General features: G+C 69.7%; 14 protein-coding genes. 6 read left to right on the top strand and 8 right to left on the bottom strand.

The features are described from left to right. Window positions 1-184: 184 nt before the first annotated feature. Window positions 185-1,942, bottom strand: a complete 1,758-nt coding sequence (gene aspS, locus WCD84_RS08930; protein ID WP_343281138.1) for an aspartate--tRNA ligase — start codon at window positions 1,940-1,942, stop codon at window positions 185-187. Window positions 1,943-2,239: 297 nt separating this feature from the next. Here aspS and WCD84_RS08925 point away from each other — a divergent pair, with 297 nt between their 5' ends. Beyond that, window positions 2,240-3,535 (top strand): MFS transporter, encoded by a 1,296-nt coding sequence (locus WCD84_RS08925; RefSeq protein WP_343281137.1) that lies wholly within the window; start codon window positions 2,240-2,242, stop codon window positions 3,533-3,535. Here WCD84_RS08925 and WCD84_RS08920 read toward each other — a convergent pair. From WCD84_RS08920 to WCD84_RS08900, 5 genes are all read right to left on the bottom strand, one after another. Then, entirely contained in the window at window positions 3,519-4,892 is a 1,374-nt protein-coding gene (locus WCD84_RS08920; RefSeq protein ID WP_343281136.1) for a cation:proton antiporter, read from the bottom strand. The two genes, WCD84_RS08925 and WCD84_RS08920, sit on opposite strands and share 17 nt — an antisense overlap. A 6-nt stretch (window positions 4,893-4,898) precedes the next feature. Then, on the bottom strand, window positions 4,899-5,264 hold the full coding sequence (locus WCD84_RS08915) for an FmdB family zinc ribbon protein (protein WP_343281135.1): 366 nt from the start codon (window positions 5,262-5,264) through the stop codon (window positions 4,899-4,901). 349 nt (window positions 5,265-5,613) lie between these two features. Further along, entirely contained in the window at window positions 5,614-6,291 is a 678-nt protein-coding gene (locus tag WCD84_RS08910) for a hypothetical protein (protein ID WP_343281134.1), read from the bottom strand. Window positions 6,292-6,331: 40 nt separating this feature from the next. Next, window positions 6,332-6,784: a universal stress protein gene (locus WCD84_RS08905; protein ID WP_343254235.1), complete on the bottom strand. Its 453-nt coding sequence runs from the start codon at window positions 6,782-6,784 to the stop codon at window positions 6,332-6,334. Window positions 6,785-6,899: 115 nt separating this feature from the next. Beyond that, on the bottom strand, window positions 6,900-8,888 hold the full coding sequence (locus WCD84_RS08900; protein ID WP_343281133.1) for an ABC-F family ATP-binding cassette domain-containing protein: 1,989 nt from the start codon (window positions 8,886-8,888) through the stop codon (window positions 6,900-6,902). A gap of 87 nt (window positions 8,889-8,975) precedes the next feature. Between WCD84_RS08900 and WCD84_RS08895 the strand changes: the two genes are divergently transcribed. The 3 genes from WCD84_RS08895 (at window position 8,976) to ybaL (ending at window position 14,180) form a co-directional block, all read left to right on the top strand. Beyond that, window positions 8,976-9,914, top strand: coding sequence for a 2OG-Fe(II) oxygenase (locus WCD84_RS08895; protein WP_343281132.1), 939 nt, complete (start codon window positions 8,976-8,978; stop codon window positions 9,912-9,914). 33 nt (window positions 9,915-9,947) lie between these two features. Then, window positions 9,948-12,335, top strand: a complete 2,388-nt coding sequence (locus WCD84_RS08890) for a TonB-dependent receptor plug domain-containing protein (protein WP_343254238.1) — start codon at window positions 9,948-9,950, stop codon at window positions 12,333-12,335. A gap of 135 nt (window positions 12,336-12,470) precedes the next feature. Continuing rightward, window positions 12,471-14,180, top strand: coding sequence for a YbaL family putative K(+) efflux transporter (ybaL, locus tag WCD84_RS08885; protein WP_343281131.1), 1,710 nt, complete (start codon window positions 12,471-12,473; stop codon window positions 14,178-14,180). A gap of 169 nt (window positions 14,181-14,349) precedes the next feature. On the opposite strand, the gene clpB is transcribed toward ybaL, so the two are convergent. After that, a complete protein-coding gene (gene clpB, locus WCD84_RS08880) occupies window positions 14,350-16,929 on the bottom strand; it encodes an ATP-dependent chaperone ClpB (protein WP_343281130.1) in 2,580 nt (859 codons plus the stop codon). A 339-nt stretch (window positions 16,930-17,268) separates the two neighbouring features. On the opposite strand from clpB, the gene otsB reads away from it, so the two are divergent. Both otsB and WCD84_RS08870 read left to right on the top strand, forming a co-directional pair. Beyond that, window positions 17,269-18,060, top strand: a complete 792-nt coding sequence (otsB, locus tag WCD84_RS08875; protein WP_343254241.1) for a trehalose-phosphatase — start codon at window positions 17,269-17,271, stop codon at window positions 18,058-18,060. A 54-nt stretch (window positions 18,061-18,114) separates the two neighbouring features. Then, window positions 18,115-19,914, top strand: coding sequence for a glycoside hydrolase family 15 protein (locus tag WCD84_RS08870; RefSeq protein ID WP_343281152.1), 1,800 nt, complete (start codon window positions 18,115-18,117; stop codon window positions 19,912-19,914). Window positions 19,915-19,933: 19 nt separating this feature from the next. Here WCD84_RS08870 and gloA read toward each other — a convergent pair whose 3' ends face one another. Then, on the bottom strand, window positions 19,934-20,458 hold the full coding sequence (gene gloA, locus WCD84_RS08865; RefSeq protein ID WP_343254242.1) for a lactoylglutathione lyase: 525 nt from the start codon (window positions 20,456-20,458) through the stop codon (window positions 19,934-19,936). Window positions 20,459-20,575 lie beyond the last annotated feature (117 nt).

Raw genomic sequence — 20,575 nt, 5'->3', positions numbered from 1 at the left:
CGGCTATCGCCGCGACCCGTGCCTGGCGGGCTCCGGGGTGGGCGGATCGCAGCTATCGCTGCTCCCACAGGAGTGCCTGGTGCGGGCTTTTGAGTGCCTGGTGCGGGCTTTTGTGGGAGCCGCTATAGCGGCGAATCGCTGATGCGGCGCTCCCACAGGGCAAGGGCCGCAGCCGCAGCTGCTTCTACTCGGAGGGGCGCACGGAGATGTGGAGTTCGCGCAGTTGGGGGTCGTCGATCGGCGACGGCGCGCCGGTCATCGGGCACTGCGCGCCGGTGGTCTTGGGGAAGGCGATGACGTCGCGGATCGACTCGGTGCCGGCCATCAGCGCGGCGATGCGGTCGATGCCGAAGGCGATGCCGCCGTGCGGCGGCGCGCCGTACTTCAGCGCGTCGAGCAGGAAGCCGAACTTCGCCTCCGCCTCGTCTGCGCCGATGCCCAGCAGCTCGAACACCGCCGACTGCATCTGCGGCCGATGGATGCGGATCGAGCCGCCGCCGATCTCGTTGCCGTTGAGCACCATGTCGTAGCCGCGGCTGGTGGCGGTGCGGGCGTTGGCGCGCAGGTCGTCGACGTCGTCCACCGCGGGCGCGGTGAAGGGGTGGTGCAGGGCCACGTAGCGCTGCGCCTCGTCGTCGAACTCGAACATCGGGAAGTCGGTGACCCACAGCGGTTTCCAGCCGGCCTCGACCAGGCTGAAGTCCTTGCCGGCCTTCAGGCGCACCGCGCCCATGAAGTCGCTGACCGTGTTGTAGGCGCCGGCGCCGAAGAACACGATGTCGCCCCTGCCCGCGCCGACGTGTGCCAGCAGCGCGGCGAACGCCGCCTCGTCGAAGAACTTCGCCACCGGCGAATTCACCGCGCCGTCCTCGGACAGCTTGGCGTAGGCCAGGCCCTTGGCGCCGTACTTCGCCGCGTGCGCCGCGTACTCGTCGATCTGCTTGCGCGACAGCGACGCGCCACCCGGGATGCGCAGCGCGCACACGCGCATGCCGTCGACGCCGGCAACGTCGGTGAATACCTTGAACTGCGAATCCTTCACCAGGTCATCGACGTCCACCAGCTCCAGCGCGATGCGCAGGTCCGGCTTGTCGGAGCCGTAGCGGCGCATGGCCTCGTGCCAGGTCATGCGCGGGAAGGCGCCGAGCTCGACGTCCATCACCTCGCGAAACACGTCCTGCATCATCTGTTCAACCGTGCCCTGCACCGCGGCTTCGTCCACCCACGCAAATTCGATGTCGAGCTGGGTGAATTCCAGCTGGCGGTCGGCGCGCAGGGCCTCGTCGCGGAAGCAGCGCGCGATCTGGTAGTAGCGGTCGAAGCCGGCCACCATCAGGATCTGCTTGAACAGCTGCGGGCTCTGCGGCAGCGCGTAGAACTCGCCGGGATGCATGCGCGCGGGCACCAGGAAGTCGCGCGCGCCCTCGGGCGTGGCCCTGGTCAGGATCGGCGTCTCGATGTCCTGGAAGTCGCGCGCGTCCAGCCAGCGCCGCAGCGCGGCCACGAGCTTCGTGCGCGTGCGCATCCGGCGCTGCATTTCCGGCGTGCGCAGGTCCAGGTAGCGGTACTTCAGGCGGATGTCCTCGCCCGGGTTCTCGTGCGCGTGGAAGGGCAGCGGCTCGGCCTTGTTCAGCACTTCGATCGCGGTCGCCACCACTTCCACCTGGCCGGTGGGAATCTTCGGGTTCACCGACTGGCGGCGGCGCACGGTGCCGGTCACGCGCAGGCAGTCCTCGTAGCCGACCTTCGCCGCGGTCGCGACCACGCCGGCATTGCCCTCGGCGTCCGACGGCTCGGCCACCACCTGCACGATGCCCTCGTGGTCGCGCAGGTCGATGAAGCACAGGCCGCCGAGGTCGCGGGCAACGTCGGCCCAGCCGCAGAGGGTGACGGTCTGGCCGACCATCGACTCGTCGATCAAGCCGCAGAAATGGGTGCGCATGTGGACTCCGGACGCGGGAAACGGGCCGCCGGAAGGCGGAGCCGCCTAGTTTAACTGTGGGAGCGGCCTGTTGACTGTGGGCACGGCTTGTTGACTGTGGGAGCGGCCATGGCCGCGATTGGCCGCGGAGAATCCTTCGCCGCTATAGCGGCTCCCACAAGAGCGGCTCCCACACAAAGGCGGCTCCCACCAAGGCAGGAGTCATGCCGGACCGGCTAAGCTTCGGGGTCCGCTTCCACCCCACGCCTCTCCCGCATCGACACTTCGCGTGCCCCCGCCCCCGCGGTCCGCTCCGACATGATCGCCACCGTCCGCCCGCTGGCTGCCCTGCTCGCAGGCGCGGCGCTGCTGCTGATGGGCGCCGGGCTGTTGAGCACGCTGCTGGCCGTGCGCGGGCGGATCGAGGGCTATGACGACCAGGTCCTGGGCCTGGTCATGTCGGCCTACTTCGCCGGCTTCTTCCTGGGCACGTATGCCGCGCCCGGGCTGATCCAGCGGATCGGCCACATCCGCGCGTTCGCCTTCTATTCCGCGCTGTGCGCCGCCACCGTGCTGCTGCATCCGGTCCTGGTCTCGCCCTGGGCCTGGGGCCTGCTGCGGCTGTTGACCGGGGTCGCGCTGGTCGGGCTGTACACGGTGATCGAGAGCTGGCTCAACGTGCAGGCGCCGCCCGGGCAGCGCAGCCAGGTGTTCGCGATCTACATGGCGGTGAACCTGTTCGCGCTGGCGGCGGGCCAGTGGTTCATCGGCGTCGCGCCGGCGGAGGGCTTCATGCTCTTCAGCCTGGTCGCGATCCTGATCTGCCTGGGCGCGCTGCCGGTCACGGCCAGCCGGATGGTCCAGCCCGAGCTGCCGCCGATGCCGCGGCTGGCGCTGAAGGCGCTGTTCCGCGCGGCGCCCGCCGCCACCTTCGGCGCCCTGCTGGCCGGGATGACGCTGGGCGGCTTCTGGGGCCTGGCCGCGGTCTATGCCACCCGCATCGGACTGGATGTCACCGGCGTGGCGCTGCTCATGAGCGTGACCATCATCGGCGGCGCGGCGCTGCAGTGGCCGATCGGCCGCTTCTCCGATGGCGGCGACCGCCGCACCACGCTGGTCGTGGTCTGCGTGCTGGCCGCCGGCACGGCGCTGGCGATGATGCTGCCGTTCGGGCAGTCCGGCCTGCCGCTGTACGCGCTGTGCTTCTGCTTCGGCGGCCTGGCATTCGCGATCTATCCGATCTGCATGGCGCACCTGCTCGATCACCTGCCGCCGGAAAGCACTTTGGCCGCGGGCAGCAGCCTGCTGCTGCTGAACGGCGTGGGCTCGGCGATCGGCCCGGCGGTTGCGGGCGTGGCGATGACCCGCTTCGGCCCCGAGGCGCTGCCGGCGTTCTATGCCGCCACGCTGGCCCTGGTCGCGCTGGTTGCCGGCGGCAGGCGCCTGCTGCGCCATCGCGACAACGACCACCCCTCCGCGTTCCACGTCATGCTGCGGACCACGCCGACCGCGTTCGAGCTGCTGCCGGATGCCGACGCAACGGCCGCGGACAGCGAGGGCGATCGCAACGACGCCGACCGCGCCAAGGCGCCGTCCGTCAGGACGGATGCCTGAGCGGAGCGCCCGCCGGGTCGCCGTGACCTTCGCCAGCCGCGATTTGACCGTCGGCGATCTGGCCACCGGACCGTTCGCCAGCCGCCCCATCCGCGATCGCCACCTGCACCCTGGCGCCTGCGGCCGGAGGCGTCCCGGGCAACGCGCTTCCGCCCTCGCCCTCGCCCTCGCCCTCGCCCAGGGCATCGGCCAAGGCCTCGCCGCGCGCCAGTGCCAGCGCCTCATCCGCCGGATCGACGTCGAACGGCGCCTTCAACAGCAGCGACGGCAGCAGCGTGTTGATCGCGGTGTAGAGAAGCAGCGCGCCGTACATCACCGGCGGCAGGTCGAAGCGCTGGTACAGGATCCCCGCCAGCACCAGGGTGAACACCAGCGTCGGCGCCAGCGCCACCGAGACCTTCAGCGTCCCCGCGTGCGCCTCGCGGAACATCACCCGCCGCTGCAGCCAGACCACGCCGATGCGCAGCGGCAGCACCACCATCGTCAGCACCACGCCCAGCAGCACCGCCTCCCACGACAGCGCCTCGCGCGGGATCCCGGTCCCGGCGTGGAAGAAGTAGAACGGCACGAAGAAGCTCGCGAACAGGCGCAGCGCATGGATGTTGTCGTCAGAGGCCAGCCGCGGCATCCGCACGCGCAGCAGCCGCGCCACCAGGCCGGCGATGAAGGCGCCGACCAGGTAGTACACGCCCATCGAATAGGTGATGTAGGCGGCAACCATGCCCACCATCACCAGCAGCGAAAACTCCGAGCCGGGCGCGTGCGGAACCACCCAGCGCCCGAGCGCGATGAACAGCAGCGGCAGGCCCACCAGCATCGCCAGCAGCACGCCGGTATTGATCGCCATCGCGGACGTATCGCCGGCCTGCAGCACCACGAACAGCGCCGCCAGCGCCAGCAGCTCGCCGGCGATGGCCTTGCTGGTCACCCAGAAGCGCTCGGCCTCGTCCAGCCCCAGGCGTTCGAGGGTGTCGAGGATGAAGCCGGTGGACGGGGTCAGCACCGCCAGCGCCAGCAGGGTCGCGGCCTGCCAGTTGAGGTCGAGGTAGCGCCAGGCCAGCCATGCCGCTCCGGCCAGGGTCGCGCAGCGAATGACGAGGTGGACGATGAGGGGGCCGGCGCCCTTGCGCAGCTCGCGCGGGTCGACTTCCAGGCCGGCGAAAAGAAACAGCGAAGAAATGCCCAGCGTGGACAGCAGCACCAGCACCGGGTCGTGCACGCGATCGCCGAAGGCCAGCATCGCCAGCAGCCCGAACAGCAGGCAGGTCAGCGGCGCCGGCAGCTTCCAGCGCTGCAGCACCCGGGGCACCACCAGCAGGCCGAAGATCAGGATGAGATACAGCAGTTCCCGGGTCATGGCCGGTTACGGCTTTGCCGGCGGAGGAGTGGTGCCTGAAGACGGGGTGGCGGGGGCCTTCGCGGCCGGAGCCTTGGCGGGCGCGTCCTTCGCGGGCGTCGCGGCGGCGGCGGGCGTGACGGCGGGCGTGGCATCCGCCTTGCCGGCACCTTCCCCGCCCTCGGCCAGGTTGCGCTTCCTGTCGCCGTCCTTCTTGAAGTCGGTCTCGTACCAGCCGCTGCCCGCCAGCCGGAACGACGGCGCGGTCAGCTGGCGGCCGACCTCGCCCACGGCGCCGCACTCCGGGCACGTGTCCGGATCGGCATCCGAGAGCTTCTGCAGGCGGTCGAAAGCGTGGCCGCAGGCGGCGCAGCGAAAGGCATAGATGGGCATGGTCGGTGACTGGCAAGGGCGGGAACTGCGCGCAGTTTGAGGCCAGCCCCCGACAAATCAAGCTGTGCGCCCGCTGGCGGCTCCTTGAGAGCCGCCTTCATCGACGAATCAACGGCCTACTTGTGAAAGCCCCGTAGTGGCCAATCGCGGCCGTGGCCGCTCCCACAAGAGCGCGCCACGGCGGGGTTGCATGGCTTTTGTGGGAGCCGCGCCACGGCGGGGTCGCATGGCTTTTGTGGGAGCTGCGCCACGGCGGGGTCGCATGGCTTTTGTGGGAGCGGCCATGGCCGCGATGGCGGCCACGGCCGGCTTCCACGGCTGGCCGCGCCGCAACAGCGGCGCGACCCGGTCAGTCGGTCGCGCCCCAGGGCGCCGGCGGCTCGGCCACCGGGGTCGTCAGGTCGAATTCGACCTGGAACATGCGCCCGCCCGGACGCGAAAGCTCGTACAGGAAGCGGCTGTCGGGCTCGATCTCCATCGCCCAGGTGTTGGTGGTGGAGACGTCGGCACCGGTGCGGCCGAACAGCTCGATCGACTCGGCGTCCACCGGGAACTCCTGGCGCACGGCGGTGCCCGCGGTGGCGGTCTCGCCGCCGTACATGGTCTGTTCGTCGGAGCTGCCGTCTTCGTGGCGGTGGTCGTGCTTCAGGCGCAGGCCGTCACCGGTGCGGGTCAGCACCCAGGTGCGGGAATGGTCGTCGCCGACGTGGAAGGGCACGCGCAGCCCGCGGGTCGGGTCGTCGCAGCCGCGCACGTGCATCACCAGGTCCTTGCCCTCGAAGGCGTCGGGTTCGGGCGAAGCGGGCTCGTTGGCGACGATGCGGCCGGCGAAGGCCTGGCCGCAGTGGCTCGCGAGCGCGGCCAGGAAGGCGTCGGCGGGGGCGGCGTCGGGCACCGGCGCGTCGAGCGCCTCGGCGGGCGCAGCGTCGATGCCGGCGTCGGCAGCAGGCGCCTGGTCGGCGGAGGGAGCACAGGCGGCCAGGGCCACGAGCGCGGCGGAAAGCGCGGAGAGTCGGATGATGGTCATCCGGACACCCTAACCGCCGCGCCCGCGGCGGCGCAAACCGCTACTTGTCCTTTGGCTGCCGGTAGACCAGCACCGGGATTGCCGAGTGCGTCAGCACCTTCAGCGTCTCGCTGCCGAGCAGCAGCCCGCCGAGTCCGCGGCGGCCGTGCGAGGCCATCGCGATCAGGTCGCAGCCGGCCTCGTTGGCGGCCTCGATGATCGCCTCCCAGGCATGCTCGCTCTCGACCATGCGCGTCTGGCAGGGCACGCCCAGCGCCTTCGCGCGCTCCTCGGCCTGCGCCAGGCGACGCGCGCCTTCTTCACGGGCGATCGTGCCGTAGGCCTCATAGCCACCGGCCAGCTGTTCGCCGGTCACGCCATAGATGCGGAGCGGCGTGGTCACGGTGAAGAAGGTCACGTTCGCACCCACCTCCTTCGCGAACGCCAGGCCCTGGTCGATGGCCGCAAGCGAGAGGTCCGAACCGTCGGTCGGGATCAGTATCTGCTTGTACATGGCATTCCACTCCGCTGCGATCGCCTTCAGGATGCGAAGGGATGCCGGCACAAGGCGCCATCCCGCGCCCTCCCGACACCCCGGATGGATGCACTATAGGGCCAATGCTCCGGCGCTATCCCGCGGCGTCGCGGGCGTACAGCTCAAGCAGGGCCTCTTCGGCTTGCGCAAGCGCGCCGACCAGGGCCGCGCGACGCTGCGCCGACTCGGCGGCGCGCGCCGGGGCATCGGAACCTTCGTGGAAGGCAGGGTCGGCAAGGCGGGCGTCGATTTCGGCGATTCCATCCTCGATCGCTGCGACCTCCGCCTCGGCCTTCGCCAGCTTGTGCGGATTGCCCTTCGCCGCTGGCGCCTTGGGCGCGGATGGCGGGGGCTGGGCGGGTTCCACGCCCTGTTCCGCCCCGGCCAGCGGCACCGCACCGGCCGACTTCGCATCCTGCGGCCGCGAGCGCAGCCACGCCGCATAGTCGTCAAGGTCGCCATCGAAGGGACGCACCACGCCTTCGGACACGCGCCAGTAGGTATCGGCAACCAGGCCGATCAGGTGGCGGTCGTGCGAGACCAGAACGATCGCACCCGGGAAATCGGCCAACGCCTCGGCCAGGGCCTCGCGCATTTCAAGATCGAGATGGTTGGTGGGTTCGTCCAGCAGCAGCACGTTGGGCTGGCGCCAGGCGATCAGCGCCAGCGCCAGGCGCGCGCGCTCGCCGCCGCTGAAGCCGTCGATGGATTCGAAGGCGCGGTCGCCGGGGAAGCTCCACTTGCCCATGAAATTGCGGAAGTCCTGGGTCGAGGCATTCGGCGAAAGCTCGCGCAGGTGATCGATCGGCGAGGTGCCGGCGACCAGCGCTTCGACCGTGTGCTGGGCGAAGTAGCCGATGCGCAGGTCCGGGTGGGCATAGCGCTCGCCGGTCAGCAGCGGGAGGTCACCGACCAGCGATTTCACCAGCGTCGACTTGCCCGCGCCGTTGGGGCCGAGCAGGCCGATGCGGTCGCCGGCCTCGAGGCCGAAGTTGGCATCCCGGAGGATCACCGTGGCCGCCCCCCCAGTAGGAGCAGCTATAGCTGCGATCGGCATCTCCCCGGTGGCCCGGGTCGCAGCTATAGCTGCTCCTACAGAAGGCGCCGCGGCGCCCGGGTAGCCGCAGTCGGCGTGGTTCAGGCGCAGCAGCGCATGCGGCAGCCGCGCCGGCGCGGGGAAATCGATGCGCACGTCGCGCTCGGCGCGCACGGCTTCGGTATCGGCCATCTTCGCCAGGCGCTTGACCCGCGACTGCGCCTGCTTGGCCTTGGCGGCGCTGGCGCTGAAGCGGTCGATGAAACTCTGCAGGTGGGCGCGCTCGGCCTGGGTCTTCTCGTGGGTGATCTGCTGCAGGCGCAGCTGCTCGGAGCGCTGCCGTTCAAAGGAGGTGTAGTTGCCGATGTACAGCTTGGCCTTGCCGCCGTGCAGGTGCAGGGTGTGGGTGTTGACGTTGTCGAGGAACTCGCGGTCGTGCGAGATCAGCAGCAGGGTGCCCTGGTACTTCATCAGCCACTGTTCGAGCCACAGCACGGCGTCGAGGTCGAGGTGGTTGGTGGGCTCGTCGAGCAGCAGCACGTCGGACGGCGTCATCAGCGCGCGCGCCAGGTTCAGGCGCACCCGCCAGCCGCCGGAGAAGCTCGCCACCGGGCGCTGCTGGGCCTCGCCCGGGAAGCCCAGGCCGTGCAGCAGCTTGCCGGCGCGCGCGGCGCCGTCGTAGCCGCCGACCTCTTCCAGCGTCTGGTGCGCCTCGGCCACGGCCTCCCAGTCCTCAGCGGCGAAGGCGTTGGCCTCGGCCTGCAGCGCGGCGTGCACGGCCTGGTCGCCGGCCAGCACGAAGTCGATGGCCGGGTCCGGCAGCGAGGGCATTTCCTGGGCGATCGAGGCGATGCGCAGGCGCGAGGGCAGGTCGAGGTCGCCGCGGTCGGCCTCGACCTCGCCGCGCACGGCGGCGAACAGCGAGGACTTGCCGGTGCCGTTGCGGCCGACCACGCCGACCCGCCAGCCGGCGTGCAATGACAGGTCGACATCGGACAGGAGCAGGCGTTCGCCGCGGCGGAGGGCGAAATTGCGGAAAGAGATCATTCGCACAGTTTACCGGGCTGCACGCCCGGGCCCGCGTGCGGTAACGTCGGGACTGCGCCTCATGGCGCGTCGGGGAGGGTACCGGGAATGGCGATCCAGCTCAGCACCCAGGTGGCGGCATGGCTGCACTCGCAGGTGGTGGCGGGTGCGCCCTTTGCAGCCGTGCAGGGCGCGCTGGCGCGGCAGGGCTTCAGCGAAGTCCAGGTGCGCAAGCTCTACAACGCGGTATTGACCGACCCCGACGGCTTCAAGGCCGGGTTCTCGCGGGTGCACGCCGGCCAGCCCCAGGTGGAGCACAAGCTGCCCGCAGGCCTCGTGGAAGCGCCGGTCGCGGCCCCTGGCGCGGCAAAAAAGCAGCCCCCCTTCCTGCCCGTGGCGGCCATCGCCGACGACATCGGCCACGGCATCGCCTGCGACCACGGCGAAGTCCGGATCGCCTTCCGCTGCCGGCGCCCGCACGTGGTGCTGCTTGAAAACGTCTTCAGCCACGAAGAATGCGACGCGCTGGTGGCCGAAGCCCTGCCGCGCCTGGAACGCGCCGCCGTGGTCGATTCCGAGCGCGGCGGCGCGCACATCGACGGCCGCCGCACCAGCGAGCTCACCTCGCTTGCCCGCGGCGCGTCGCCGCTGGTGTCGCGCATCGATGCCCGCATCGAACAGATCACCGGCGTGCCGGTGGCCAACGGCGAGCCGCTCCAGGTCATGCGCTACGGCGTGGGCGCCGAATACCAGCCGCACTTCGACTACTTCGATCTCGGGCAGCCAGGCCAGGCCTCCTACCTGGCCGTGGGCGGGCAGCGCGTCTCGAGCCTGGTGGTCTACCTCAACGACGTCGAGGCCGGCGGCGAGACCACCTTCCCCGACAGCGGCCTGTCGATCACGCCGCGCAAGGGCAGCGCCGTCTATTTCGCCTACACCGACGCGCAGTCGCGCACCGACCCGCTGTCCTTCCACGCCGGCGCCCCCGTCGCCCGCGGCGAGAAATGGATCGCCACGCGCTGGATGCGCGAGCGCCCCTACCCCTGAGCCCTTCCCTGTCACTGTCACAAGGATCCGACCATGAAGCCCGCCCCCCTGGCCATCGCCCTGCTTGCCGCCCTCGCCCCCGCACTTGCCGCCCACGCGCAGGAGTCGCCCCAGCCGCGGCGCGACGCCACCAATCTCGACAACATCATCGTCACCGGCACCCGCGTGACCGACCGCACCGTGGCCGAATCGCAGTCACCGATCGACATCATCGGCAGCGATGCGCTGCAGGCGACCGGCACCACCGAGCTCGCCACCGCGCTTGCGCGCGCCCTGCCTTCGCTCAACTTCCCGCGCCCGGCGCTGACCGACGGCACCAGCGCCATCCGCCCGGCGCAGCTGCGCGGACTGGCCCCGGACCAGGTCCTGGTGCTGGTCAACGGCAAACGCCGCCACGCCTCCTCGCTGCTCAACCTCAACGGCACCATCGGCCGCGGCTCGGCGCCGGTGGACCTCAACACCATCCCGATCTCGGCGATCGAGCGCGTGGAAGTGCTGCGCGACGGCGCGTCCGCGCAGTACGGCTCCGACGCCATCGCCGGCGTGGTCAACGTGGTGCTGAAGGGCGCATCGGAAGGCGGCAGCCTGTCGCTCAGCCACGGCCAGTACTCCGCCGGAGACGGCGCCCAGACCCAGCTTGCCGGCGATGCCGGCGTGGCCCTGGGCGCGGGCCGCGGCTTCCTGCACCTTTCGGGCCAGGTCAACCGGCAGGACCGCACCAACCGCGCGCGCCCCTTCGCGGGCACGCCGGCGCCGAACCAGCCGGAGTTGGGGCAGAAGGCCTTCGTGATCGGTGACCCGGAAGTCGATGCCGCCGCGGCGTCGTTCAACGCCGGTTTCGACATCAGCGAGACGCTCTCGCTGTACGCCTTCGGCACCATCAGCAACCGCGACATCACCTCGTTCGCGTTCTTCCGCGCGCCGGGCAACCCGAGCCAGAACATCCCCTCCATCCATCCCGACGGCTTCCTGCCCGAGATCAACAACGTCTCGCGCGACCGCGCCATCGTCGCCGGCCTGACGGGCACGTTCGGCGAAGCCTGGGACTGGGACCTGAGCTTCAACCACGGCTACAACAACCTCGAGTTCTTCACCCGCAACACCCTCAACGCCAGCATCGGCGCCGACTCGCCGACCTCGTTCTACGACGGCGCGCTGGAGACCACGCAGAACATCGCCAACTTCGACCTCAGCCGGCAGCTGGACTGGGGCCTGGCGTATCCGGTCGCGCTGGCGATGGGCGTCGAGTTCCGCAACGAGAAGTGGAACCAGTCGCCGGGCGAGTACGGCTCGTACGGGCAGCCCGACTTGAGCCGGCCGGGCGGCGCGCAGGGCTTCGGCGGCTTCGCACCCGGCGTGTCCGGCGCCTACTCGCGCGACAGCCACGCGGTCTACGCCAGCCTCGAGGCCGACCTCACGGAAAAGTTCTCCGGCGGCATCGCCGGGCGCTACGAGGACTATGACGACTTCGGCAGCCAGGCCTCGGGCAAGCTGTCGGGGCGCTATGCCTTCACCGACGCGGTCGCGCTGCGCGGCACGGTGTCCAGCGGTTTCCGCGCGCCGTCGCTGGCGCAGCAGTACTTCCAGACCGTCAGCACCCTGTTCCTGCCCGGCATTCCGGATCCGTTCGAGGTCCGCACCTTCCCCGCGTCCAGCGCCGTGGCGCAGGCCTTCGGCGCCGAAGCGCTGCAGCCGGAGGAATCGCTGTCCTACAGCCTGGGCCTGGTGCTGCAGCCCGTGGACAGGCTCTACGTCACCGTCGACGCGTACCACATCGAGGTCGACGACCGCATCGCGCTGTCGTCCAACCTCACCGGCGACGCGGTCCGCGCGCTGCTGGAATCACGCGGCATCTTCGGCGTCAACGGCGGCCGCTATTTCACCAATGCGATCGACACCCGCACGCAGGGCATCGACGTGGTCGCCAGCTACGGCATCGAGCTCGGCGCCGGCATGCTCGACCTGACCGCCGGCTACAACTACACCGACACCGAGATCACCCGCATCGCGCCCAATCCCGACGAACTGGAGCAGGCCGGGCTGAACCTCGAGCGCATCGACCGCACCGAGATCGGGCGCGTCGAGGACGGCTTCCCGAACACCAAGCTGCTGCTGGCAGGCACCTGGGCGCTGGAGGCGTGGGACTTCACCCTGGCGGCCACCCGCTACGGCAGCGTCACCAGCCGCTCGGCCAACAGCGCCAACGACCAGACCTATGACGCCAAGTGGCTGCTCGACGCGTCGGCGGCCTACCGGATGAACGCCTGGACCTTCACCCTCGGCGCCGACAACCTGCTCAACGAGTACCCGGACGAGAACATCTTCGCCAACTCCACCAACGGCCAGTTCCCGTACAGCAACCTGTCGCCGTTCGGGTTCAACGGCGCCTACGTGTACGGCAAGATCGGCTACGCCTGGTAGCCGAAGGAAGGCCCACAAGGACGGCCCCCCCGTCCTTGTGGGAGCGGCTACAGCCGCGATTTGGATCTGCCGGATAGCGGCTGTAGCCGCTCCCACATTGGCTCTATCCTGTCGCGACCCCCAGCGGACACGCGAATGCCGCACCACACCGAACTCATCGCGATCCTGACCGTCGGATTCGTGCTGGCCTATGTCCTGGGCCTGGCCGCGCATCGCGTGCGCCTGTCGCCGCTGGTGGGCTACCTGGTCGCCGGCATCATCGCCGGGCCGTTCACGCCGGGCTTCGTCGGCGACCAGGAATTGGCGCCGCAGCTGGCCGAGATCGGCGTGATCCTCTTGATGTTCGGCGTCGGCCTGCACTTCTCCATCCGCGACCTGATGGCGGTGAAGCACATCGCCATCCCCGGCGCCGTGGTGCAGATCAGCGTGGCCACCCTGCTCGGCTGGGGCCTGGCCGCGCTGATGGGCTGGCCGACGCTGCAGGGCATCGTGTTCGGGTTCTCGCTGGCAACCGCGAGCACGGTGGTGCTGCTGCGGGCCATGGAGCAGCGCCGGCTGCTGGAAACCACGCGCGGCCGGATCGCGGTGGGCTGGCTGATCGTCGAGGACCTGGCCTGCGTCATCGCCCTGGTGCTGATGCCGGCGATCGCGAGCGTCTACGGCAGTGCCGGCGGCGAACCGGTGGGCACCACCACCCTCTTGGTCGCCATCGGCAAGACCCTGGTGCAGGTGGCGCTGTTCGTGGCGGTGATGCTGGTGGTCGGGCGGCGGGTGATCCCGTGGATGCTCGAGCGCACCGCGGGCACCGGCTCGCGCGAACTGTTCACGCTGGCGGTGCTGTCGATCGCGCTCGGCATCGCACTGGGCTCGGCGGAGCTGTTCGGAGTGTCGTTCGCGCTCGGTGCGTTCTTCGCCGGCATGCTGCTCAACGAGTCCGAGCTCAGCCACAAGGCGGCGCAGGACTCACTGCCGATGCGCGACGCGTTCGCGGTGCTGTTCTTCGTGTCGGTGGGCATGCTGTTCGACCCGATGATCCTGGTGCGCGAACCGCTGCTGGTGCTGGCCGCGACCTTCATCGTGATGTTCGGCAAGTCGGCGGCGGCGTACCTGATCGTGCGCGCCTTCGGGCATCCGAAATCCACCGCGCTGACCATTTCGGCGAGCCTGGCGCAGATCGGCGAGTTCGCCTTCATCATCGCGGCGCTGGGCGTCATCCTCGGGATCCTGCCGGAAGAAGGCCAGGACCTGGTGCTGGCCGCCGCGCTGATCTCGATCATGCTCAACCCGCTGTCGTTCGCCGTGGTCGACCGCTGGCTGGCGCGACAGGACGCGACGGCCGACGCCGCGGCTGCCACCGCCACCGCGCGCGCCGTGGCCGCCGACGCCGCCAGCCATCACCTTCCGGAGTCGCTGTCGGGGCACGCCATCGTCGTCGGCTACGGCCGCGTCGGCAGGCAGCTGGCCGCCCTGCTGCACGCCCGCGGGGTGCCGCTGGTGGTGATCGAGGACGATGCCGACCTGGTCGACAAGGCCCGCGAGGAAGGCCTGCATGCGGTGCGCGGCAACGTCGCCTCGGAGGCGGTGATGCTGGAGTCGGCGCCCGGTCGCGCTGCGCTGGCGGTGTTCGCGATTCCGAACGCGCTGGAGGCCGGCGAGACCATCGCGCGGCTGAAAGCGGTGAACCCGGCGATCACGGTGTTGGCGCGCGCGCACAGCGACGCCGAGGTGAAGCATCTGCTGACACACGGCGCGGATGGGGCGGTGCTGGCGGAGCGCGAGCTCGCCTATTCGCTGGCGGAGATGGTGATGGCGACGCCGCCGTACCGGCCGGTTCGCACGTCCTGATCCGAGCCCGCCACGAAAGCCGGCACGCCTGTAGGAGCAGCTATAGCTGCGATCGGATCCTGCGGTGATTTCGCTGGATTACGGTCGCAGCTATAGCTGCTCCTACAGAGGATTCTCGGTTGCTACCTTGGGGTTGCGATCGCAGCTATAGCTGCTCCTACAAAAGCGCTCAGGTGAAGGCGAGCTTGCCGGCTTCGGCTTCGACGCGGACGGTATCGCCCTGGCCGAACTCGCCGGCGAGGATCTTCTGCGCCAGCGGGTTTTCCAGCTGCTGCTGGATCGCGCGCTTCAGCGGTCGTGCGCCGTACACCGGGTCGAAGCCGGCGGCACCGAGCAGCTCGAAGGCCGCATCGCTGACCTCGAGCCGGATGCCGCGCTCGCCCAGGCGCTTCTCCAGCCCGCGCATCTGGATGCGCGCGATCGCCTTGATCTGCACCTTGTCCAGCGAGTGGAAGACCACGATGTCGTCCAGCCGGTTGATGAACTCCGGCCGGAAGTGCGACTGCACCACCGCCATCACGCCCGCCTTCATCTGCATATAGGCCTCGGGCGAATCATCACCGTCCAGCTCCTGGATCATCTGGCTGCCGAGGTTGGACGTCATCACGATCACGGTGTTGCGGAAGTCCACCGTGCGCCCCTGGCCGTCGGTCAGGCGGCCGTCGTCGAGCACCTGCAGCAGGATGTTGAACACGTCCGGATGCGCCTTCTCGACCTCGTCGAGCAGGATCACGCTGTACGGCCGCCGGCGCACGGCCTCGGTCAGGTAGCCGCCTTCCTCGTATCCAACGTAGCCCGGGGGCGCACCCACCAAACGCGAGACGGAGTGCTTCTCCATGAACTCGCTCATGTCGATGCGAACCATCGCCTCGCTGGAGTCGAACAGGAACTCGGCCAGCGCCTTGCACAGCTCGGTCTTGCCGACACCGGTCGGGCCGAGGAACAGGAACGACCCACTCGGCCGGTCGGGATCGCTCAGGCCCGCGCGCGAACGGCGCACGGCGTCGGACACCACCTTCACCGCCTCATGCTGGCCGACCACGCGCGAGTGCAGCACCTCTTCCATGCGCAGCAGCTTGTCGCGCTCGCCTTCCAGCATCTTGCTGACCGGAATCCCGGTCCAGCGCGCGACCACCTCGGCAATCTCCTCCGCGGTCACCCTGTCCTGCAGCAGCGTGAAACCCTTGGTCTCGGCCTCCTGCGCGGCGCGCGCCTGCTTTTCAAGCTCCGGCAGCCGGCCGTACTGGATCTCGCTCATTTTCGCGAAGTCCTGGCGGCGCTGCGCGGCCTCGAGCTCGAGCTTGGCGGCCTCGATCTGCTCCTTGATCTTCGTCGCGCCCTGCAGCGTCGCCTTCTCGGCCTTCCAGACTTCCTCAAGGTCGTTGTAGTCCCGCTCCAGCACGGCGATCTCGCTTTCAAGATCCGCCAGGCGCTGCTTCGACTCCGCGTCCTTCTCCTTCTTCAGCGCCTCGCGCTGGATCTTGAGCTGGATCAGGCGGCGCTCCTTGCGGTCCAGCTCCTCCGGCTTGGAATCGATCTCCATGCGGATGCGGCTCGCGGCCTCGTCCATCAGGTCGATGGCCTTGTCCGGCAGCTTGCGGTCGGCGATGTAGCGGTGTGACAGCGTCGCCGCGGCCACGATCGCCGGATCGGTGATCTCCACGCCGTGGTGCACCGCGTACTTCTCCTTCAGCCCGCGCAGGATCGCGATCGTGTCCTCGACCGACGGCTCGCCCACGAACACCTTCTGGAAGCGCCGCTCCAGCGCCGCGTCCTTCTCGATGTACTTGCGGTATTCGTCGAGCGTGGTCGCGCCGATGCAGTGCAGCTCGCCGCGCGCCAGCGCCGGCTTGAGCATGTTGCCGGCATCCATCGAGCCTTCCGCCTTGCCGGCGCCGACCATCGTGTGCAGTTCGTCGATGAACAGGATCACCTGCCCTTCCTGCTTGGACAGGTCGCTCAGCACCGCCTTCAGCCGCTCCTCGAACTCGCCGCGGTACTTGGCGCCGGCAATCAGCGCGCCCATGTCCAGCGACAGCACGCGCTTGCCGCGCAGGCCTTCGGGGACTTCGTTGTTGACGATGCGCTGCGCCAGGCCTTCGACGATCGCGGTCTTGCCGACGCCGGGTTCGCCGATCAGCACCGGGTTGTTCTTGGTGCGCCGCTGCAGCACCTGGATGGTGCGGCGGATCTCCTCGTCGCGCCCGATCACCGGATCAAGCTTGCCGATCTCGCTGCGCGCGGTCAGGTCGATGGTGTACTTCTCCAGCGCCTGCCGCGCCTCCTCGGCGCTGGCATCGTTGACGCTGTCGCCGCCGCGCATGGCCTTGATCGCGGCCTCCAGGCGCGCCTTGTCGGCACCGGCGGCCTTCAGCGCGCGACCGGCGTCACCGCTGTCATCGAGCGCGGCCAGCAGGAACAACTCGGAGGCGATGAAGCCGTCGCCGCGCTGCTGCGCCAGCTTGTCGGTGACGTTCAGCAGCCGCCCCAGGTCGTTGCCCAGCGAAACCTGTCCCGCCTGGCCGGACACCCTTGGCAGCTTCTCCAGGATTTCGCCCAGTCGTTCGCGCAGCAGCGGCACGTTCACGCCCGACTGCGCCAGCAGCGGCCCGCTGCCGCCGCCGGACTCGTCAAGCAGCGCGACCAGCACGTGGGCGGGTTCGATCAGGTTGTGGTCGCGGCCCACGGCCAGCGACTGCGCGTCGGCCAGCGCCTGCTGGAAACGCGAGGTGAGTTTGTCCATGCGCATGGTGATGCCTCGGCTGTCGATGGCCGGCCACGCCGGCATTGCCCCGGAAATGCGGGCCCCGCACAAGCAATTCAAGCCGCAACCGACCGCCGCGCACCTGTAGGAGCCGCCACCGACCGCCGCGCCCCTGTAGGAGCAGCTATAGCTGCGACCCGACCTGGCACATCCGCTGCAAATCGCCGCTATAGCGGCTCCCACAAAGGCAAGCGCTGCTGCATGAGCAGCATGGCTGCATGGCTGCATGGCTGCATGGCTGCATGAGCAGCATGGCGGCCCCTGCACATGGGCTGCGGTCGCTCCTAGCGAAAATCTCACATGTTCCGGGACACAATGCCCCGCATGGCCGCAGAGACCTTCGCGCTCCCGCCACCGCCCGCCATCGACGACGGCTGCGCGCTGTTCCTCGATGTGGATGGCACCCTGCTCGATTTCGCGCCGCATCCGGACGCGGTCGAGGTGCCCACGCCGCTGCGCGAAGCGCTGGTCGCGCTGCACCGGCGCCTTGAAGGCGCCCTGGCCCTGGTCAGCGGCCGCTCCATCGCCACGCTCGACGCCTTGCTGGCGCCGCCGGCCATGCCGGCCGCGGGCCTGCATGGCCTGGAACGCCGCCATGGCCGCCGCGGGCATCGCGCACCCGCCATCCCGGCCGCCCTGGCCCTGGTCCGCACCGAGGCCACCCGGGTCGCCGCCCGCTTCCCCGGTGCCGTGGTCGAGGACAAGGGCGCGGCGCTGGCCCTGCACTGGCGCGCGGCACCGGCGGCCTGCGGCGAACTGCTCGCCTTCGCCAGCGCCGCCCTGCCCCGCCTTCCGGGTTACCGCCTGCAGCCCGGCAACGACGTGGTTGAACTGCGACCGGCCGAACACAAGGGCGGTCGTGCAGACAAGGGCGCGGCAATCCTCGCCTTCCTCGGTGAGCCTCCCTTCGCCGGTCGCCGACCGGTGTTTGCCGGCGATGACATCACCGATGAAGCAGGCTTTGCCGCCGTCAACGCGCACGACGGCGTCAGCGTGCTGGTGGGCCGACCGCGTGAAAGCGCGGCGCACTTCGGGTTGGCGGGGCCGGCGGAGGTGCATGCCTGGATTGGAGTGCGCATGGATCGGAACGCCGCAGTGAGCGGAGCGCGGCTTTGAGCAGGGCATCGCCATGAACAGGGCATCGCAGTGAGCGGGGCGGATATCGCGGCTATAGCCGCTCCTACAACAGCGGCACAGGCCAATCTTGATCTCGGCCTGATCGGCAACGGCAGCGTCGCGGCCCTGGTCGACGCCCGGGCGCGCGTGACCTGGGGCTGCATCCCCGCCTTCGACGGCGACCCCGCCTTCTGCGCGCTGCTCTCGCCCAGGGCCGGCGGCGGCGATTACGCCATCGAGCTCGAAGACTTCGAAAGCGCCGAACAGGCCTACATCAAGAACACCGCCGTGCTGCGCACCGTGCTGCGCGACCGCCACGGCGGCGCGGTCGAGATCACCGACTTCATGCCGCGCTGGCACCAGCACGACCGTTTCTACCGGCCGGTGATGCTGGTGCGGCGGCTGCGTCCGCTGTCCGGACGGCCGCGCATCCGCGTCGTGCTGCGTCCGCTGGCGGACTACGGCGCCGAGGTGCCTGAGCAGACCTGGGGCAGCAACCACATCCGCTACCTGCTGCCCGGCTTCACCCTGCGCCTGACCAGCGACGTGCCGGTGCGCCTGGTGCGCGAATCGCTGCCCTTCGAACTCGACGGCGAACGCCACCTGGTGCTGGGCCCCGACGAAACGCTCACCGAATCCGTGCAGGGCTTCGCGCGCAGGGCCGAGCGCATGACCCTGGACTACTGGCGCGAGTGGGTGCGCTACCTGTCGATCCCGCTGGAGTGGCAGGAGGCGGTGATCCGCAGCGCGATCACGCTGAAACTCTGCCAATACGAGGAGACCGGCGCGATCGTCGCCGCCATCACCACCTCGATTCCCGAGGCGCCGCACAGCGAGCGCAACTGGGACTACCGCTACTGCTGGCTGCGCGACTCGGCCTTCGTGGTGCGCGCGCTCAACCGCCTTGGCGCCACCCGCACCATGGAAGGCTATTTGCGCTACGTACTCAACCTCGCCACCGGCGACGACGGCACCCTGCAGCCGCTGTACGGCATCGCCTATGAGGACCGCCTGGAAGAGCACGCCATGCCCGCGCTTGCCGGTTATCGCGGCATGGGCCCGGTGCGCCGCGGCAACCTGGCCTGGATCCAGAAGCAGCACGATGTCTACGGCAGCGTGGTGCTGGCCGCCACCCAGCTGTTCTTCGACCAGCGCCTGGAGCGTCCCGGCGACGTCGACGCCTTCGGCCGGCTCGAGCCACTGGGCGAACACGCCTGGGCGCTGCACGACCAGCCCGACGCCGGCATCTGGGAGTTCCGCGGCCGCGCCGAGGTGCACACCTATTCCAGCGTGATGTGCTGGGCCGCCTGCGACCGCCTGGCGCGCATCGCCGCGCACCTCGGCCTGGCCCAGCGCGCGGTGCACTGGCGCGAACGTGCCGACGCCATGCGCGAAGCCACGCTCGAACGCGCCTGGGACGAGGAGCTCGGGCACTTCGTCGAATCCGCCGAGGGCCGGCGCCTGGACGCGAGCCTGCTGCTGCTCGCCGAACTCGGCTTCATCGAGCCGCGCGACCCGCGCTTCGTGGCCACGGTCGAGGCCATCGGCACCCAGCTGCGCCGCGGCACCTCGCTGTTCCGCTACATCGCCGCCGACGACTTCGGCGAGCCCGAGACCAGCTTCACCATCTGCAGCTTCTGGTACATCGACGCGCTGGCCGCCATCGGCCGCGTGGACGAGGCGCGGCAGCAGTTCGAAAGCCTGCTCACCCGCCGCAACCACCTCGGCCTGCTGTCCGAGGACCTCGCCTTCGACGACGGCGAGGCCTGGGGCAATTTCCCGCAGACGTATTCCCACGTCGGCGTGGTGATGTCCGCGATGCGGCTGTCGCGGCCGTGGTCGGACGCCGCTTGAGAAGCCGCGTTTGTGGAAGCTACAGCGGCGTGGGCTGGATGATCTCGACCCAATAGCCGTCCGGGTCCTTGATGAAGGCGATGTCCTTCATGCGTCCGTCGGTCAGGCGCTTCTGGAACGGCACGCCCAGGGCTTCGAATCGTTCGCATGCCGCGCGCACGTCCGGCACGCTCAGGCAGATGTGCCCGAAGCCGCGCGGCTCGCTGTTTCCGTCGTGGTACACCGCGCCGTCCTGCGATTCGGTGCCGTGGTTGTGGGTCAGCTCAAGCACGCCCTGCAGGCCGGCGACCCAGGCCTTGCGCTCGCTTTCGTCGTCGGGAATGTCCGCCGGGTCGACGATGGCGAGGAAGTAGAGCGAGAACTCCGCTTCGGGGAAGTCGTTGTGCCGCACCAGGCTGAAGCCCAGCACGCGGGTATAGAAGTCGAGCGAGGCCCGCGGATCCTTGATCCGCAGCATGGTGTGGTTGAACACGAAGCCGGTGGTGGCGGCGTCGCGCGCGGCTACGCCGGGAACGTTGGCCAAGGCGGCGATGGGATGGGTCATGGTCGGCATCCTTGTGGGGGGGCGGCCATTATCGCTGGCGAATCGCGGCTGTAGCCGCTCCCACAATAGTGGCTCCCGCAATAGCCGCTCCCACAATGGTGGCTGCCACAACGGCCG

The sequence above is a fragment of the Luteimonas changyuni genome, assembly GCF_039548395.1.
Taxonomy (GTDB): domain Bacteria; phylum Pseudomonadota; class Gammaproteobacteria; order Xanthomonadales; family Xanthomonadaceae; genus Luteimonas.
This window is presented reverse-complemented; position numbering and strand designations above follow the sequence as displayed.

What these genes read in the sequence shown, in the direction of transcription:
- WCD84_RS08895 (WP_343281132.1), top strand. Translation starts at nt 8,976, where the DNA reads ATGGCGATCCAGCTCAGCACCCAGGTGGCGGCATGGCTGCACTCGCAG.
- WCD84_RS08905 (WP_343254235.1), bottom strand. Translation starts at nt 6,784, where the DNA reads ATGTACAAGCAGATACTGATCCCGACCGACGGTTCGGACCTCTCGCTT.
- WCD84_RS08900 (WP_343281133.1), bottom strand. Translation starts at nt 8,888, where the DNA reads ATGATCTCTTTCCGCAATTTCGCCCTCCGCCGCGGCGAACGCCTGCTC.
- gloA (WP_343254242.1), bottom strand. Translation starts at nt 20,458, where the DNA reads ATGACCCATCCCATCGCCGCCTTGGCCAACGTTCCCGGCGTAGCCGCG.
- WCD84_RS08925 (WP_343281137.1), top strand. Translation starts at nt 2,240, where the DNA reads ATGATCGCCACCGTCCGCCCGCTGGCTGCCCTGCTCGCAGGCGCGGCG.
- WCD84_RS08915 (WP_343281135.1), bottom strand. Translation starts at nt 5,264, where the DNA reads ATGCCCATCTATGCCTTTCGCTGCGCCGCCTGCGGCCACGCTTTCGAC.
- WCD84_RS08920 (WP_343281136.1), bottom strand. Translation starts at nt 4,892, where the DNA reads ATGACCCGGGAACTGCTGTATCTCATCCTGATCTTCGGCCTGCTGGTG.
- aspS (WP_343281138.1), bottom strand. Translation starts at nt 1,942, where the DNA reads ATGCGCACCCATTTCTGCGGCTTGATCGACGAGTCGATGGTCGGCCAG.
- ybaL (WP_343281131.1), top strand. Translation starts at nt 12,471, where the DNA reads ATGCCGCACCACACCGAACTCATCGCGATCCTGACCGTCGGATTCGTG.
- clpB (WP_343281130.1), bottom strand. Translation starts at nt 16,929, where the DNA reads ATGCGCATGGACAAACTCACCTCGCGTTTCCAGCAGGCGCTGGCCGAC.
- otsB (WP_343254241.1), top strand. Translation starts at nt 17,269, where the DNA reads ATGGCCGCAGAGACCTTCGCGCTCCCGCCACCGCCCGCCATCGACGAC.
- WCD84_RS08890 (WP_343254238.1), top strand. Translation starts at nt 9,948, where the DNA reads ATGAAGCCCGCCCCCCTGGCCATCGCCCTGCTTGCCGCCCTCGCCCCC.
- WCD84_RS08910 (WP_343281134.1), bottom strand. Translation starts at nt 6,291, where the DNA reads ATGACCATCATCCGACTCTCCGCGCTTTCCGCCGCGCTCGTGGCCCTG.